Genomic DNA, 12,562 nt, shown 5'->3' with positions numbered 1-12,562 from the left:
TGATAAAGAATCGGCGGCGGCGGCCTTGATGCATGGGAGAGTGCACAATAAATGGAAGCCGAAGGAAAGGCCAAATCATGTCCTCTGAAATCGATTCCTCGACACTTCTTTCCCGCGCAAGTCAATTGATCGATCTGGCAAGGAAGGCAGGGGCCGACGCCGCCGACGCCGTCGTCGTTCGCTCGCGGTCGCAATCGGTCAGCGTTCGTCTTGGCAAGGTCGAGGGAACGGAATCCTCCGAAAGCGATGATTTTTCCCTGCGCGTCTTCATCGGCAAACGCGTCGCCAGCGTTTCGGCCAATCCGGGCTTCGATCTGCAGGCGCTTGCCGAACGCGCCGTCGCCATGGCCAGGGTTTCCCCGGAGGATCCCTTCGCATGCCTCGCCGATGAGGCGAGCCTTGCGAAATCATATCCCGACCTGCAATTGTTCGATGCCACAGAGGTGTCCTCCGAGATGCTGCGCGAGGCGGCTCTTGCCGCCGAGGCTGCGGCCCTTGCGGTCAAAGGTGTGACCAATTCCTCCGGCGCCGGCGCATCCGCCGGCATGGGCGGCCTTGTCCTCGCCACCTCGCACGGTTTTGCGGGCAGCTATATGGGCTCCCGGTTCGGCCATTCCGTCAGCGTCATCGCTGGCGAAGGCACCGGCATGGAACGCGACTATGATTTCGACAGCCGCCTCTATTATGCCGAGCTCGACGACCCTGCCGACATCGGCCGCCGTGCCGGCGAACGGGTGGTGAAGCGTATCAATCCGCGCCAGGTGCCGACCGGCAAGAACGTCACCGTCATCTTCGACCCGCGTGTCGCCCGCGGCTTCGTCGGCCATATCGCCGGCGCGATCAATGGCGCCGCCGTCGCCCGCAAAACCAGTTTCCTGCGCGACAGGATGGGTCAGCAGGTGCTGAAGTCGGGCCTGTCGATCACCGACGATCCGCTGATCGTGCGCGGCCCCGCCTCGCGGCCCTTCGACGGCGAGGGTGTGTCCGGCGAGCGGCTGGCGATGATCGAGGACGGTGTTCTGAAGCACTGGTTCCTTTCGACCTCGACCGGCCGCGAGCTCGGCCTTCCAACCAATGGCCGCGGCGTGCGCGGCGGCACCGCCGTTTCGCCGTCCTCCACCAACCTCGCCCTCGAACCCGGCGACATCTCGCCGGAGGAGCTGATCCGCAGCGTCGGCAACGGCTTTTACGTCACCGAACTGATCGGCCACGGCGTCAACATGATCACCGGCGAATACAGCCGCGGTGCCACCGGCTTCTGGATCGAGAACGGCGAACTCACTTTCCCGGTTTCCGAGGTGACGATTGCCTCGAACCTCAAGGACATGTTCATGCGCCTGACGCCGGCAAACGACGTCGACCGCAAGTTCGGCGTCGCCGCACCCACCCTCGCCATCGAAGGCATGACCCTCGCGGGACAGTGAGGAGCGGCGAGAAGGAAGTGATTGACGCGATGAGCGATAGCGAAAAGCTCCGCTGGCAGGGCGATCTCGCCTTGATCGCCGAGGCTGCGAAGGAGGCCGGCGCGGTCGCCTTTGGCTTCTTCAACCAGTCTCCCGAGGTCTGGTGGAAGAACGGGGATCGCTCGCCCGTCAGCGCTGCCGATTTCGCCGCCAACAAGACGCTCGAGTCGATCCTGCGCAAGGCCCGTCCGGATTACGGCTGGTTGTCGGAGGAAACGGAGGACGATGCCGAGCGCCTCTCGCGCGAGACGCTGTTCATTATCGATCCGATCGACGGTACGCGCGCTTTTCTCGCCGGGCAGAAGGTCTGGTGCGTCAGCGTCGCGGTCGTCCATCGCGGCCAGCCGGTCGCCGGCGTGCTCTATGCCCCGGCGCTCGAAGAGCTTTATGAGGCCGCCGATGGCAGCTTGGCGCTGAAGAACGGCGAGCCCTTCATCGTCTCCGCCGCAGGGCCGGAGGAGACGAGCCGGCTGGCAATCGGCGAAGACGTGCTGAAGACCCTTCCCGCGACGTTCCGCGAGCGGGTCAGGCGCGAAAAACATGTTCCGTCGCTTGCCTATCGCATCGCCATGGTGGCGGACGGCCGCCTCGAAGCCACCTTCGTCAAGGGCAATTCACATGATTGGGACCTTGCCGCCGCCGATCTGATCCTTAGCCGTGCCGGCGGCCGCCTCGTCGACCTCGACGGGAATCCGGTCGTCTATAATCGCTCCGAAGTCACCCACAAGGTGCTGTGTGCGGCGCCGGCGCCTCGCATCGATGAGTTCCTTGCGGCCTTTGCCGGGCGACGAGACAGTTGACGTTTCCGTCAAAATCCCGCAGATGGGGTGGCGGAGGAGAATGGGCAGAAAGAGAACAAGAAAATGACTGAGTCCGGTGACAAGAAGCAGCTTTTGCATCTCGTTTTTGGCGGCGAACTGGAAAGTCTCGATGACGTCCAGTTCCGTGACCTGAAGGGTCTCGATATCGTCGGCATCTTTCCCGATTATGCCACGGCGCTGACGGCCTGGAAGGCGAAGGCGCAGCAGACGGTCGACAATGCGCATATGCGCTATTTCATTGTCCACATGCATCGTTTGCTCGATCCGCAGGAAAAGGCCGGCGGCCACTGACCTCGGCCATCGATTCCCCACCAAGTGCCGGCGGCTGCCATCGGTCGCGCCGGCTTGCTGCATCGGGCGCCGTCGATCCGGATCGTTTGACGCATTCTGAACAAATTAATCGGCCATTTCGGCCGCAACGATAATCAGGGAATGGGTTTGATGTCGATCGTCTTGGATCGGAGGCTGGCGCAATGAGCTCCCGGATGGCGCGGTTCGGTCTGAGCGCATATCGTCTGGCGGGAACCGTAGCCTCTCCGGTCGTCGGCCTTTATATCACCTACCGCACGGCCAAGGGCAAGGAAGACCGCGCGCGCCGCCTGGAACGCTTCGGCTATCCGAGCGCCAACCGGCCGCAAGGCCCGCTCGTCTGGTTTCATGCCGCAAGTGTGGGCGAAACCAATGCCGTCATTCCGCTGATCCGCGAAATCCGCCGCCGCGATATTCACGTCATCCTGACGACCGGCACCATCACTTCGGCCAGGCTCGCCGCCGAGCGCCTCGGTGATGAAGCGATCCATCAATATGTGCCGCTCGATCTGAAGCCGTCGGTCAGCCGCTTTCTCGATTATTGGCAGCCCGATTGCGCCATCATCGCCGAATCCGAGATCTGGCCGGCAACCGTGCTGGAGCTCGGCCGCCGCCGCATTCCGCAGATCCTGATCAATGCCCGCATGTCGGACCGCTCCTTTGCCCGCTGGCGCCGCCGCCCAGCGATTGCCGAAGCCCTGTTCGAAAATCTCGCCCTCGTCATCGCCCAGTCCGATGTCGATGCCGAGCGTTTCCGCGATCTCGGCGCCGTTCCCGTCATCACCTCGGGCAATCTCAAGGTAGATACCGACGCTCCGCCCTATGACAGCGCTGTCCTCGCCCGCTACAAGAAGCAGATCGGCGATCGTAAGACCTGGGCGGCGATTTCGACCTTCGACGGCGAGGAGAATGCCGCCGGCATCGTCCATCGCGCCCTTAAGGAACGTGACCGCCAGTTGACGATCATCGTGCCGCGCCATCCCGAACGCAGCGACGAGATCGAGGCGGCTCTGGTCAAGCAGGGCCTCAAGGTCGCCCGCCGCACCCGCGACGACGTCCTGTCGGCCGATATCGATATATTCCTCGGCGATACGATCGGTGAAATGGGCCTTTATCTTCGCCTGACGGAGATCGCCTTCGTCGGTCGTTCGCTGTTTGCCGAAGGCGGCCAAAACCCGCTGGAGCCCGCCATGCTTGGCTGCGCCATCCTCTCCGGTGGCAATGTTCAGAATTTCCGCGAGGCCTATCAGAAGCTTGCCCGCAGCGGCAGCGCCCGCATGGTGCGCGACACCGAAATGCTGGCCAAGGGCGTGCATTACCTTTTGATCAATGACGACGCCCGCCGCAAGATGATCGAAGCCGGCATCGCCACCGTGCACGAGATGCGCGGCGCGCTCACGGCGACGGTGAAGGGGCTGGAACCCTATATCAATCCTCTGACGGTCAAGGCGCGCCTGCTGCCCAAAGCCGTCGCCCAGCTCTGAGGGGGCGCGATGTCAGGCCCGGCGCGTATCAAAGGGATTCTCTTCGACAAGGACGGCACGCTGCTCGACTATGACGAGAGCTGGTTGCCGGTCAATCGCGAGCTTGCCCGCATCGCCGCCGAGGGCGATCCGCTTCTCGCAGACCGGTTGCTTTTGGCTTGCGGTATGGATCCTCAGACCGGCCATATCGTTCCCGACAGCCTGCTCGCTGCCGGCAATACCCGACAGATTGCCGAGGGGCTCGTCGCCGCCGGCTCGATGGTCGATGTCGGCGAACTGACGACCCGCCTCGACGATCTCTTTTCCGGCGCTGCCGAGTTTTCCGTGCCGGTGACCGATCTTGCCGGCTTCTTCGCAAGGCTGCATCGGCGCGGCTTCAAGCTCGGCGTCGCCTCTAGCGACAACGAGCGCTCCATCCGCCAGACGGCCGAACGCTTCGGTTTTGATCGCTATGTCGATTACATCGCCGGCTACGACAGCGGTTTCGGCGTCAAGCCGGAACCCGGCATGGTGCTCGGCTTCTGCGCCGCGACCGGTCTTTTGCCGGAAGAGGTCGCGATCGTCGGCGACAACAATCATGATCTGCATATGGGCCTGAATGCCGGGACGGGGCTCAGGATTGCGGTGCTGACCGGCACCGGCTCGCGCGATTCGCTTGCCGCCGCTGCCGATCATGTGCTCGACGATATCACGGCCATCGAGTCATTGCTGCCGGACCTGCAACCGGCTTAAACCGCGCGCGATCTTGGCAAGGACTTGCATTTTCACCGGTTTTGGCTTCTCAATCCGGCCGGTCGAAAAGCAAGGGGCCGGTTCTGAAGCCGGGCAGGGGAGCGGGACGGCAAGATGATATCCGAAGCGCCGCCGTTCTGGTGGAGGAAAGCCGATTGGCGGGCCTGGATACTGGCGCCGCTTTCCTTTCTCTACGGCCGTGTCGCCGGCTACCGAATGGCCCATGCGCGCCGCGCCTCCGTATCCATTCCCGTCATCTGCGTCGGCAATTTCACCGTCGGCGGCGCCGGCAAGACGCCGACGGCGCTGACGATCGCCCGCGCCGCAAAGGCGAAAGGCCTGAAACCCGGCTTTCTCAGCCGGGGCTACGGCGGCTCGCTCGACGTGACGACGGTGGTCGATCCTCATCATCATCGGGCCGTCGCCGTCGGCGACGAGCCGCTGCTGCTTGCCCAGGAGGCGTTGACGGTGATTTCCCGGCGGCGCATCGAGGGGGCTCGGCGCCTGGTCGCGGAAGGCGCCGACCTCATCATCATGGATGACGGTTTCCAGAGCGCCCGGCTGGCGATCGACTATGCCCTGCTCGTCATCGACGCGACGCGCGGTCTCGGCAACGGCCATATCGTGCCGGCCGGTCCGGTCCGCGCCCCGATCCGCCAGCAATTGCGCTCGGCAACGGCTCTGCTCAAGGTCGGCGGCGGCCATGCAGCCGACAGGATCGTCCGCATGGCGGCGCGCGCGGCAAAGCCTTATTTCACAGCATCGCTCAAGGTACGAGGCGACGATAGGCTCGCCGGCGTCAGGGTGCTGGCCTTTGCCGGCATCGCCGATCCCGCCAAATTCTTCCGTACCGTCGAATCGCGCGGCGCCGAAATCACAGTCGCCAAGACCTTCGGCGACCACGAGCACCTGACCGAGGAAGAGATCGGCGATATCCTGACGACAGCCGAGCGCCAGGATCTTCTGATCGTCACCACCTCGAAGGATTTCGTCCGCCTGTCCGGCCATCACGGCAAGTCGGAAGCGCTGGCGCAAAAGTGCCGGGTCATCGAAGTGGACATGGTCTTCGACGATCACCTCGCTCCAGGCTTAATCATCGACCGGGCAATAGTCGCCTGCCGCGAACGGCGCCTGCGGGAGATGAAGGCGAAAAAATAAAGACCTGAAGTGCAAGCAGCGACTCTGAACAATCGCGACGCGCCTGCTTTAGCGCCGCTGGTTCGGCAGCACGCCGGCGCGTTTGTCGCCTTCGATCGCCGAGATCACGTCGGCATAGGGTTCCTGGCGGGCGACGCTCCAGTAGCGCAGTTCGTCAAGCGGAATTTGTTTTCCGGTCATCGCGCAGACGACATAGGAGCCGGGCGAGACAATCTGGAAATCGCCGTCGAGATAGCGGATCTTCGCCTCGCGGTTTCCGTGCCCTTCGAACAAATTCATGCGCTCCGTTCCCTGCTGCCTGTCATGCGTCTGCCATACTCCCGCAGCAGCGGCTTTGCCAGCTTTTTTAGCTTCTGCCGAAAAGCCGCTCGATATCGCTGAGCTTCAATTCGATATAGGTCGGCCGGCCGTGATTGCACTGGCCGGAGCCGGGCGTCACTTCCATTTCTCTCAGCAGCGCGTTCATTTCCTCCGGCCGCAGGCGCCGTCCGGAGCGAACCGATCCATGGCAGGCCATGGTCGCCGCCACATATTCGAGCTTTGCCGACAGGCCGGACGCCGTGTCCCATTCGGCGATCTCGTCGGCAAGCTGGCGGATGAGGCCATGGGCATCGACCTCGCCGAGCATTGCCGGCGTTTCGCGCACGGCGATCGCCCCGGGACCGAAGCGCTCGATTGCCAGGCCGAGTTCCGAAAGCTCGGCCGCATGCTGCATCAGCCGGTCGCAATCCTCCTCGGGAATATCGATGATCTCAGGGATGAGCAGCACCTGCGAGGCCAGTCGCTTCGAGTGCAGCGCCTTGCGCATCGCCTCGAAGACCAGCCGCTCATGTGCCGCATGCTGGTCGACGATGACGAGCCCGTCCTCGGTCTGGGCGACGATGTAGTTGGCATGGATTTGCGCTCGCGCCGCGCCGAGCGGATAGCGCCCGGTTGCTTCGGGAGAGGCCGGTTCGGGCGCGGCCGGCTGCGCCGAAGGCGGCGGCTCGGCCCGCGCCGTCGGCGTCGATAATCCGTCGAAAGAGGCCTGCGGCCGTTCACTGAGACCGCTTGCCGGCTGGTAGGGCCGAAAGGGCGAGGTTTCGGCCGACCATGGCGCTTGCGGCCGCTGCGCAAAAGGTTGGAAGCCGGGGCGAAAGGCGCGCAGCATGTCGCTCGCTCCTGTTGTCGCTGCTCGGCTGCCGTCGCGCGCCAGCGCCTCGCGGATGGCGCCGACGATCAGGCCGCGCACAAGGCCCGGGTCGCGGAAGCGCACGTCGGATTTTGCCGGATGCACGTTGACGTCGACGAGCGCCGGATCAAGCGTGATCGACAGCACCGCCACCGGATAGCGTCCTGAAGGAATCGTCTCGGCATAGGCGCCGCGGATCGCCGAGAGGATCAGCTTGTCCTGCACCGGCCGGCCGTTGACGAAGGCATATTGATGAGCGGAGTTGCCGCGATTGAAGGTCGGCACACCGGCAAAGCCGGTCAGCGCGATATCCTCGCGCACGGCGTCGAGGAGAATGGCGTTGTCGCGGAATTCCTGGCCGAGCACCTGCGCCATTCGCGCCAGATGATCGTCGCCCGTCGCCGCAAATTCCAGCGTCGTGCGGTCCGAACCCGACAGCACGAAGCGCACGGCGGGAAAGGCAATCGCCATGCGCTTGACGATTTCGGTAATAGCGCCGGCCTCGGCCTTTTCGCTCTTCAGAAATTTCAGCCGCGCCGGCGTGGCGAAGAACAAGTCGCGCACTTCGACGATGGTGCCGGGATTGGCGGCGGCCGGCCGGAGATGCACGATCTTGCCGCCGGCAACGGTGATCTCGTGGCCGCCGGCGCCGTCGCGCCTGCGGCTGGCGATGCTGAGCCTGGCGACGGAACCGATCGACGGCAGCGCCTCGCCGCGGAAGCCGAGTGTGCGGATATCCTCGAGCGTTTCGGAGATCTTCGAGGTGCAGTGGCGCCGGACCGCCAGTTCCAGATCGGCCGCCTCCATGCCGGAGCCGTTGTCGCTCACCCGCAGCAGCGCCTTGCCGCCGCCTGCCGTGGCGATCTCGATTCGCGTCGCCCCGGCGTCGAGCGCGTTTTCGATCAGTTCCTTGGCAGCGCTCGCCGGCCGTTCGATGACCTCGCCGGCGGCGATCTGGTTGATGAGCGTTTCGGAAAGCTGTCTGATGGCCATGGGCTATTTTCGGGGATTCGCGGGCTGGAGGGAAGGGGATTCCATAGGCTTTACAGAAGCGTGATCTGTGGCTCCCCAGTTTCGACTGATCGGCAGTGTTAAGCCGGTTTTAACAGAAAAATGGCATTTTTATTCATATACCTCCGGAAGCTGCGAAAATCGAACAAATGTGGGACGCAATAGAATGAGTGCCGGCTTCGAAAAGGCGGACACGTCATCGGAAGTTGACGGGACTCCCGCCGAGGCCGATCTGCAGACGGCGCTTTTCGATGTCGTGTGCGACGGTCTTTCGGCAGCGTTCATCATCTACGACAAGAACGATCACCTGATCTTCGCAAGCCGCCAGATCCTCGAATTCTTCCCGCTGCCGGCCGAGATGCTGAAGCCGGGCACACGGCTGCGCGATTTCCTGGGCGCGATCTACGATACCGGCGTTCGTCAGCAATATGATGTCAGGCAGGGCGGCTCGCTCAGCCGCGAGGACTGGCTGTCGCAGAAGATTGCCTCGCATTGGCGCGAGCGCTTCGATGCGGTCGAGCGTCATGGCGCCGACAGCTGGGTCCGCTTCGTCAAGCGCAGGCTGCCGGGCGGTTACGGCGTCACCATCGTCTCGGACATTTCCGAAGACAAGAAGCGCGAGGAGCAGTGGCGCTCGGACCTGGAGCGGGTGCAGCTCACCGAAGACATTCTAGATAACCTGCCGTTCCCGCTTTTCGTCAAGGACCGCAATCTTACCTATGTCGCGGTCAATCTCGCCTTCTGCGAGAAGTACCAGACCACCGCCGACGAGGTGCTCGGACGCAAGAGCGGCGATCTTTTTTCGCCCGAGATCGCCAAACGCTTCGAAGAAAGCGACTGTCACGTGCTGGAAACCGGCGAGATGTCGATCTCCCGCCAGCGACAGATCTCCCGAGACGGCATCGAGCGCGACATCGTCAGCCGCAAGCACCGTATCGGCAAGCCCGGTCGCTATTTCCTGGTGTCGACGACGCAGGACCTGCCGCGCGACGGCGCTGATCTCGAGGAGTTCGACCGCGCCTCGGCGATCACCACATCCGCCAACCAGAGCTATCGCCGCGCCTATGTGCCGGTGCCGAGCGCGGTGGAGCGTCGCGAGCCGGCGGCGATGGAAGCGATCGTTCCGGAGAATTTCTCCGGCCGCAAGATCCTTGTCGTCACCGCCGACCTCGCCGCCGAGGCCGCGGCCTTGCGCACGCTGTCGAAATACGGTTTCGAATCCTGTTCGGTGCGCGGCGAGGACGAGGAGGAGCGCTTCCTGGAAATCGCCACCTCCTCCGGCATCTCGCTCGATCTCTTGATCATCGACAATCAGATGGGCATGCGCTGCCTCGAGCTCTCCGAGCAATACGGCATACCGGCGCTCGTCATGGACGGCTTCCAGATCGCCAACGAACTCACCTTCCAGATCGCCCGCCATTTCAATCGCAACAGCCGCAACGACGGCGCCGGCACGGATGCCGATTGGGAAATCAGCATCTCCGATGACATGGTCGGCCTGCAGGTTCTCGTCGCCGAGGACAATGATATCAACCAGATCGTCTTCACACAGATCCTCGAGGGACTCGGTTATCGCCATATGATCGCTGCGACTGGCGACGAGGTCGTGCGCCTCTGGGCCGAACACAGGCCGCAGGTGGTGCTGATGGATATTTCCCTGCCGGGCTTCAACGGCTTCGAAGCCGCGCGCCTGATCCGGCAGATGGAGGAAGGCGGGGCCGCAGCTCGCACCCCGATCATCGGCGTGCTTACCCAGGCCTTCGAGCGCGATCGAGCCGAATGCGCCAAATCGGGTATGGACGATGTCATCATGAAACCCGTCAGCCCCGACATGCTCGAGGCGATATTTCAGAAATATCTGGTGGAAGAGGGCGCCCGGGTTCGAACGAGCGCGTGATACTGAACATATGTCCGTCTTCTCATGACGGCATCCTGGTCTCGCCGATAGCGTCAGCTCCCAAATTTGGAGCGAATCGGGCTGTCCGGGCAGCTGATTTACTAGCGAATTGTTAAGAAATGCCGGTCATTCTTTGCTCGGCTGCGGAGGAAAGCTCGGGTTTGCATGAAGAAATCGGCGGACATGGCTTCCTTGACCGTGAGTCACAATGAGCTTCAGGCGATGGCCTATACCGATCCGCTGACCGGATTGGGGAACCGCAATCGCATGCGCGAAAAGGTCCTGCAGATTTCTGCCGAGCGCGCCAGCGATCCGGCTCCCTTCACCATCGGCATTGCCAATCTCGACAGCTTCAAGCCGATCAACGATCTTTTCGGCTCGTCGGCCGGCGATGAAATCCTCTGCCAAGTCGCCCATCGCCTCAAGGCCTGTATTCCGGACGGCGCGCTGGTCACCCGTCACGACGGCGACGAATTCGCTTTTGTGCTGCCGTTGATTTTCGAACGGGCGAGCGCGGAGAAATTCGGCCAGATGATCCGCGAGGTGCTGTCGGCGCCTTATGATCTCGGCGATCGCAACGTCCGTCTCTCCGCCTCCTTCGGCTTTGCCATCTACCCTTTTGCCGGAGAGGACTGCGAGGAGCTGCTGAAGAGCGCCGAAACGGCGCTCTATCGGTCCAAGCGCCGCGGCCGCGGCCAGATCACCGTCTATTCGCGCGAGATCGCCCAGGAGATGAAGCGCGCCACGCAGCTGGAGCAGGCGCTGAGAAACGCCATCATATCGGACGCGATCGATGTGCATTTCCAGCCGATCGTCTCGCTATCAAACAATCAGGTCGTCGGCTTCGAGGCGCTGGCGCGCTGGAACGATCCCGATCTCGGCTTCGTTTCGCCCGGCGTCTTCGTGCCGCTCGCCGAAGAGCGCGGTTTCATTGACGCCCTGTCGGAAACGCTGCTGCGCAAGGCCGCGGAAGCGGCGCTCTCCTGGCCGCGCGAACTGTTCCTGTCGTTCAATCTTTCTTCGGCGCAGCTGATGGATCCCGGCACGAGCGGCAGCATCTTGTCGATCCTCGGCCGGGTCGGCTTCGATCCGCATCGTCTGGAACTGGAGATCACCGAGACGGCGGTGATGGGTTCGGCCGACACCGCCCACCGCATCATCGCCGATCTGCGCGCCGCCGGCGTGCGCATCTCGCTCGACGATTTCGGCACCGGCCAGTCGAGCCTCGGGCGCCTGCGCGACTTCATCTTCGACAAGATCAAGATCGACCGCGCCTTCGTCTCGCGCATCAATTCCGACCGCGCCTCCGAACACATCATCAAGGCGATCCTTGCCATGTGCGACGGCCTGGAACTGGAAGTCGTGGCCGAGGGAATCGAGGATTACGCCGAGGCGGTGAAACTGCGCACACTCGGCTGCGGCATGGGCCAGGGCTATCATTTCGGCCGCCCGGCCGACGGCATCGCCACGCTGCGTTTCCTGCACGAGAACTACTACGATGCGGCGATGGCGGAGCGCGTCAGCGCATAAGCAATTCCAGCAAAAGTGCGCAGCGGTTTTGCGTCCGGAATTGCGTAGAGCAGGCAAGCCCAATTCCAGCAAAAGTGCGCAGCGGTTTTGCGTCCGGAATTGCGTAGAGCAGCCAAGCCCAATTCCAGCAAAAGTGCAACGGTTTCGCTTTGCCATCAAGTGAAACAGAAATAGCGATGGCGCCCCTAGGAGCGCCATCGCCTACGCTATACTACCGCGCGTGGTTTACTTAGGCGTGGTCGAGCCGGTTGCCGTCGTATCGGTACCGGTTGCGGCCGGGGCCTTTTCTGCGGCCTGCATTGCCAGCGTCTTGAATTCAGGCGCGGCCTTCAGCGATTCGGCCGTTTCGGTGGTCGTCAGCTTGAGGCTGCCGTCCTGGGTGTTCTGGGCGACCGTGATCTTTTCCATCGGAACTGCAACATCCTTTTCGCCAATGCCAAGGAAGCCGCCGACGCCGACGATCGCGGCAACGATGCCGCCGTCCTTCTTCAGAATCAGGTCGTTGATGCTGCCGATGCTTTCGTTGTTGGCGTTATAGACCGACTGGCCGATATAGGTGTTGGCGCTGATCTGGTCCGGAGCCTGCTCCGTCAAATAAGTGCCCTGAGCCATATCGGTGCTCGGGGTTGCGGCCGGAGCCTGTGCGGCATCGCCTGCCGGTTTGGTGACATCAGGAGTGACCGGTTTCGGTGCTGCCGGATCAGCAGGCGCTGCCTGGGTTGGAGCAGCGGGATCCGCAGGCTGCGGCGCGGTCTGCGAGAATGCCGCTGGTGCGAAAGCCGTGGCAAACAGCGCGCCAGCGGCAACGGTCGTCAAAAGTTTGCGTGTCATTTCGAACCTACTTTCATTTCCCTAGAGTGAGCGCGACCCGGCAATGAACCTTGCCACGCCGGTTCCAAGGGAGAATGAGTGGTGCGCCGATTGGTTCCGGTTGAAAACACGGAAAATTTCTCGATTTTCACGGAACTTTTATCCACGGATGGCGC

General features: G+C 62.9%; 11 protein-coding genes. 8 read left to right on the top strand and 3 right to left on the bottom strand.

The window, feature by feature from the left end; all coding sequences use genetic code 11:
- The first annotated feature begins 77 nt into the window (after positions 1-77).
- The 6 genes from PYR71_RS01040 to lpxK all read left to right on the top strand — a co-directional run bounded on the left by PYR71_RS01040 (position 78) and on the right by lpxK (position 5,967).
- Positions 78-1,424 carry a TldD/PmbA family protein gene (locus PYR71_RS01040; protein WP_275617910.1) on the top strand — a complete coding sequence of 449 codons (1,347 nt, stop codon included), beginning with the start codon at positions 78-80 and terminating at the stop codon, positions 1,422-1,424.
- A gap of 29 nt (positions 1,425-1,453) precedes the next feature.
- A complete protein-coding gene (locus tag PYR71_RS01035) occupies positions 1,454-2,263 on the top strand; it encodes a 3'(2'),5'-bisphosphate nucleotidase CysQ (RefSeq protein WP_275617909.1) in 810 nt (269 codons plus the stop codon).
- A 63-nt stretch (positions 2,264-2,326) separates the two neighbouring features.
- Positions 2,327-2,575: a DUF4170 domain-containing protein gene (locus tag PYR71_RS01030; RefSeq protein ID WP_004673745.1), complete on the top strand. Its 249-nt coding sequence runs from the start codon at positions 2,327-2,329 to the stop codon at positions 2,573-2,575.
- A gap of 182 nt (positions 2,576-2,757) precedes the next feature.
- On the top strand, positions 2,758-4,077 hold the full coding sequence (waaA, locus tag PYR71_RS01025) for a lipid IV(A) 3-deoxy-D-manno-octulosonic acid transferase (protein ID WP_183918665.1): 1,320 nt from the start codon (positions 2,758-2,760) through the stop codon (positions 4,075-4,077).
- A 9-nt stretch (positions 4,078-4,086) separates the two neighbouring features.
- Positions 4,087-4,809 carry an HAD family hydrolase gene (locus PYR71_RS01020; protein ID WP_275617908.1) on the top strand — a complete coding sequence of 241 codons (723 nt, stop codon included), beginning with the start codon at positions 4,087-4,089 and terminating at the stop codon, positions 4,807-4,809.
- 114 nt (positions 4,810-4,923) lie between these two features.
- The gene (lpxK, locus tag PYR71_RS01015) at positions 4,924-5,967 is read left to right on the top strand and encodes a tetraacyldisaccharide 4'-kinase (protein WP_275617907.1); all 1,044 of its coding nucleotides are present in this window, start codon (positions 4,924-4,926) and stop codon (positions 5,965-5,967) included.
- A gap of 48 nt (positions 5,968-6,015) precedes the next feature.
- On the opposite strand, the gene PYR71_RS01010 is transcribed toward lpxK, so the two are convergent.
- A complete protein-coding gene (locus PYR71_RS01010; RefSeq protein ID WP_183918668.1) occupies positions 6,016-6,246 on the bottom strand; it encodes a DUF2093 domain-containing protein in 231 nt (76 codons plus the stop codon).
- Positions 6,247-6,313: 67 nt separating this feature from the next.
- Entirely contained in the window at positions 6,314-8,131 is a 1,818-nt protein-coding gene (gene mutL / locus PYR71_RS01005) for a DNA mismatch repair endonuclease MutL (protein ID WP_275617906.1), read from the bottom strand.
- A gap of 184 nt (positions 8,132-8,315) precedes the next feature.
- Between mutL and PYR71_RS01000 the strand changes: the two genes are divergently transcribed.
- Complete coding sequence (locus PYR71_RS01000) at positions 8,316-10,046, top strand: response regulator (RefSeq protein WP_275617905.1); 1,731 nt, start codon at positions 8,316-8,318, stop codon at positions 10,044-10,046.
- A gap of 165 nt (positions 10,047-10,211) precedes the next feature.
- Complete coding sequence (locus PYR71_RS00995) at positions 10,212-11,576, top strand: putative bifunctional diguanylate cyclase/phosphodiesterase (RefSeq protein ID WP_183918671.1); 1,365 nt, start codon at positions 10,212-10,214, stop codon at positions 11,574-11,576.
- A 225-nt stretch (positions 11,577-11,801) separates the two neighbouring features.
- On the opposite strand, the gene PYR71_RS00990 is transcribed toward PYR71_RS00995, so the two are convergent.
- The gene (locus tag PYR71_RS00990; RefSeq protein ID WP_275617904.1) at positions 11,802-12,407 is read right to left on the bottom strand and encodes a PRC-barrel domain-containing protein; all 606 of its coding nucleotides are present in this window, start codon (positions 12,405-12,407) and stop codon (positions 11,802-11,804) included.
- Positions 12,408-12,562: the final 155 nt, after the last annotated feature.

The organism is Rhizobium mulingense (assembly GCF_029194105.1).
GTDB classification, from domain to species: Bacteria; Pseudomonadota; Alphaproteobacteria; order Rhizobiales; family Rhizobiaceae; genus Rhizobium; species Rhizobium mulingense.
The sequence above is the reverse complement of the archived record's forward strand: the minus strand, read 5'-3'. Positions and strand labels throughout refer to the sequence as shown.

Excerpts from the sequence above, each read along its gene's own strand:
- PYR71_RS01040 (WP_275617910.1), top strand. The coding sequence starts at position 78 with ATGTCCTCTGAAATCGATTCCTCGACACTTCTTTCCCGCGCAAGTCAA.
- PYR71_RS01030 (WP_004673745.1), top strand. The coding sequence starts at position 2,327 with ATGACTGAGTCCGGTGACAAGAAGCAGCTTTTGCATCTCGTTTTTGGC.
- waaA (WP_183918665.1), top strand. The coding sequence starts at position 2,758 with ATGAGCTCCCGGATGGCGCGGTTCGGTCTGAGCGCATATCGTCTGGCG.
- PYR71_RS01010 (WP_183918668.1), bottom strand. The coding sequence starts at position 6,246 with ATGAATTTGTTCGAAGGGCACGGAAACCGCGAGGCGAAGATCCGCTAT.
- PYR71_RS01000 (WP_275617905.1), top strand. The coding sequence starts at position 8,316 with ATGAGTGCCGGCTTCGAAAAGGCGGACACGTCATCGGAAGTTGACGGG.
- PYR71_RS01020 (WP_275617908.1), top strand. The coding sequence starts at position 4,087 with ATGTCAGGCCCGGCGCGTATCAAAGGGATTCTCTTCGACAAGGACGGC.
- PYR71_RS00990 (WP_275617904.1), bottom strand. The coding sequence starts at position 12,407 with ATGACACGCAAACTTTTGACGACCGTTGCCGCTGGCGCGCTGTTTGCC.
- lpxK (WP_275617907.1), top strand. The coding sequence starts at position 4,924 with ATGATATCCGAAGCGCCGCCGTTCTGGTGGAGGAAAGCCGATTGGCGG.
- PYR71_RS00995 (WP_183918671.1), top strand. The coding sequence starts at position 10,212 with ATGAAGAAATCGGCGGACATGGCTTCCTTGACCGTGAGTCACAATGAG.
- mutL (WP_275617906.1), bottom strand. The coding sequence starts at position 8,131 with ATGGCCATCAGACAGCTTTCCGAAACGCTCATCAACCAGATCGCCGCC.
- PYR71_RS01035 (WP_275617909.1), top strand. The coding sequence starts at position 1,454 with ATGAGCGATAGCGAAAAGCTCCGCTGGCAGGGCGATCTCGCCTTGATC.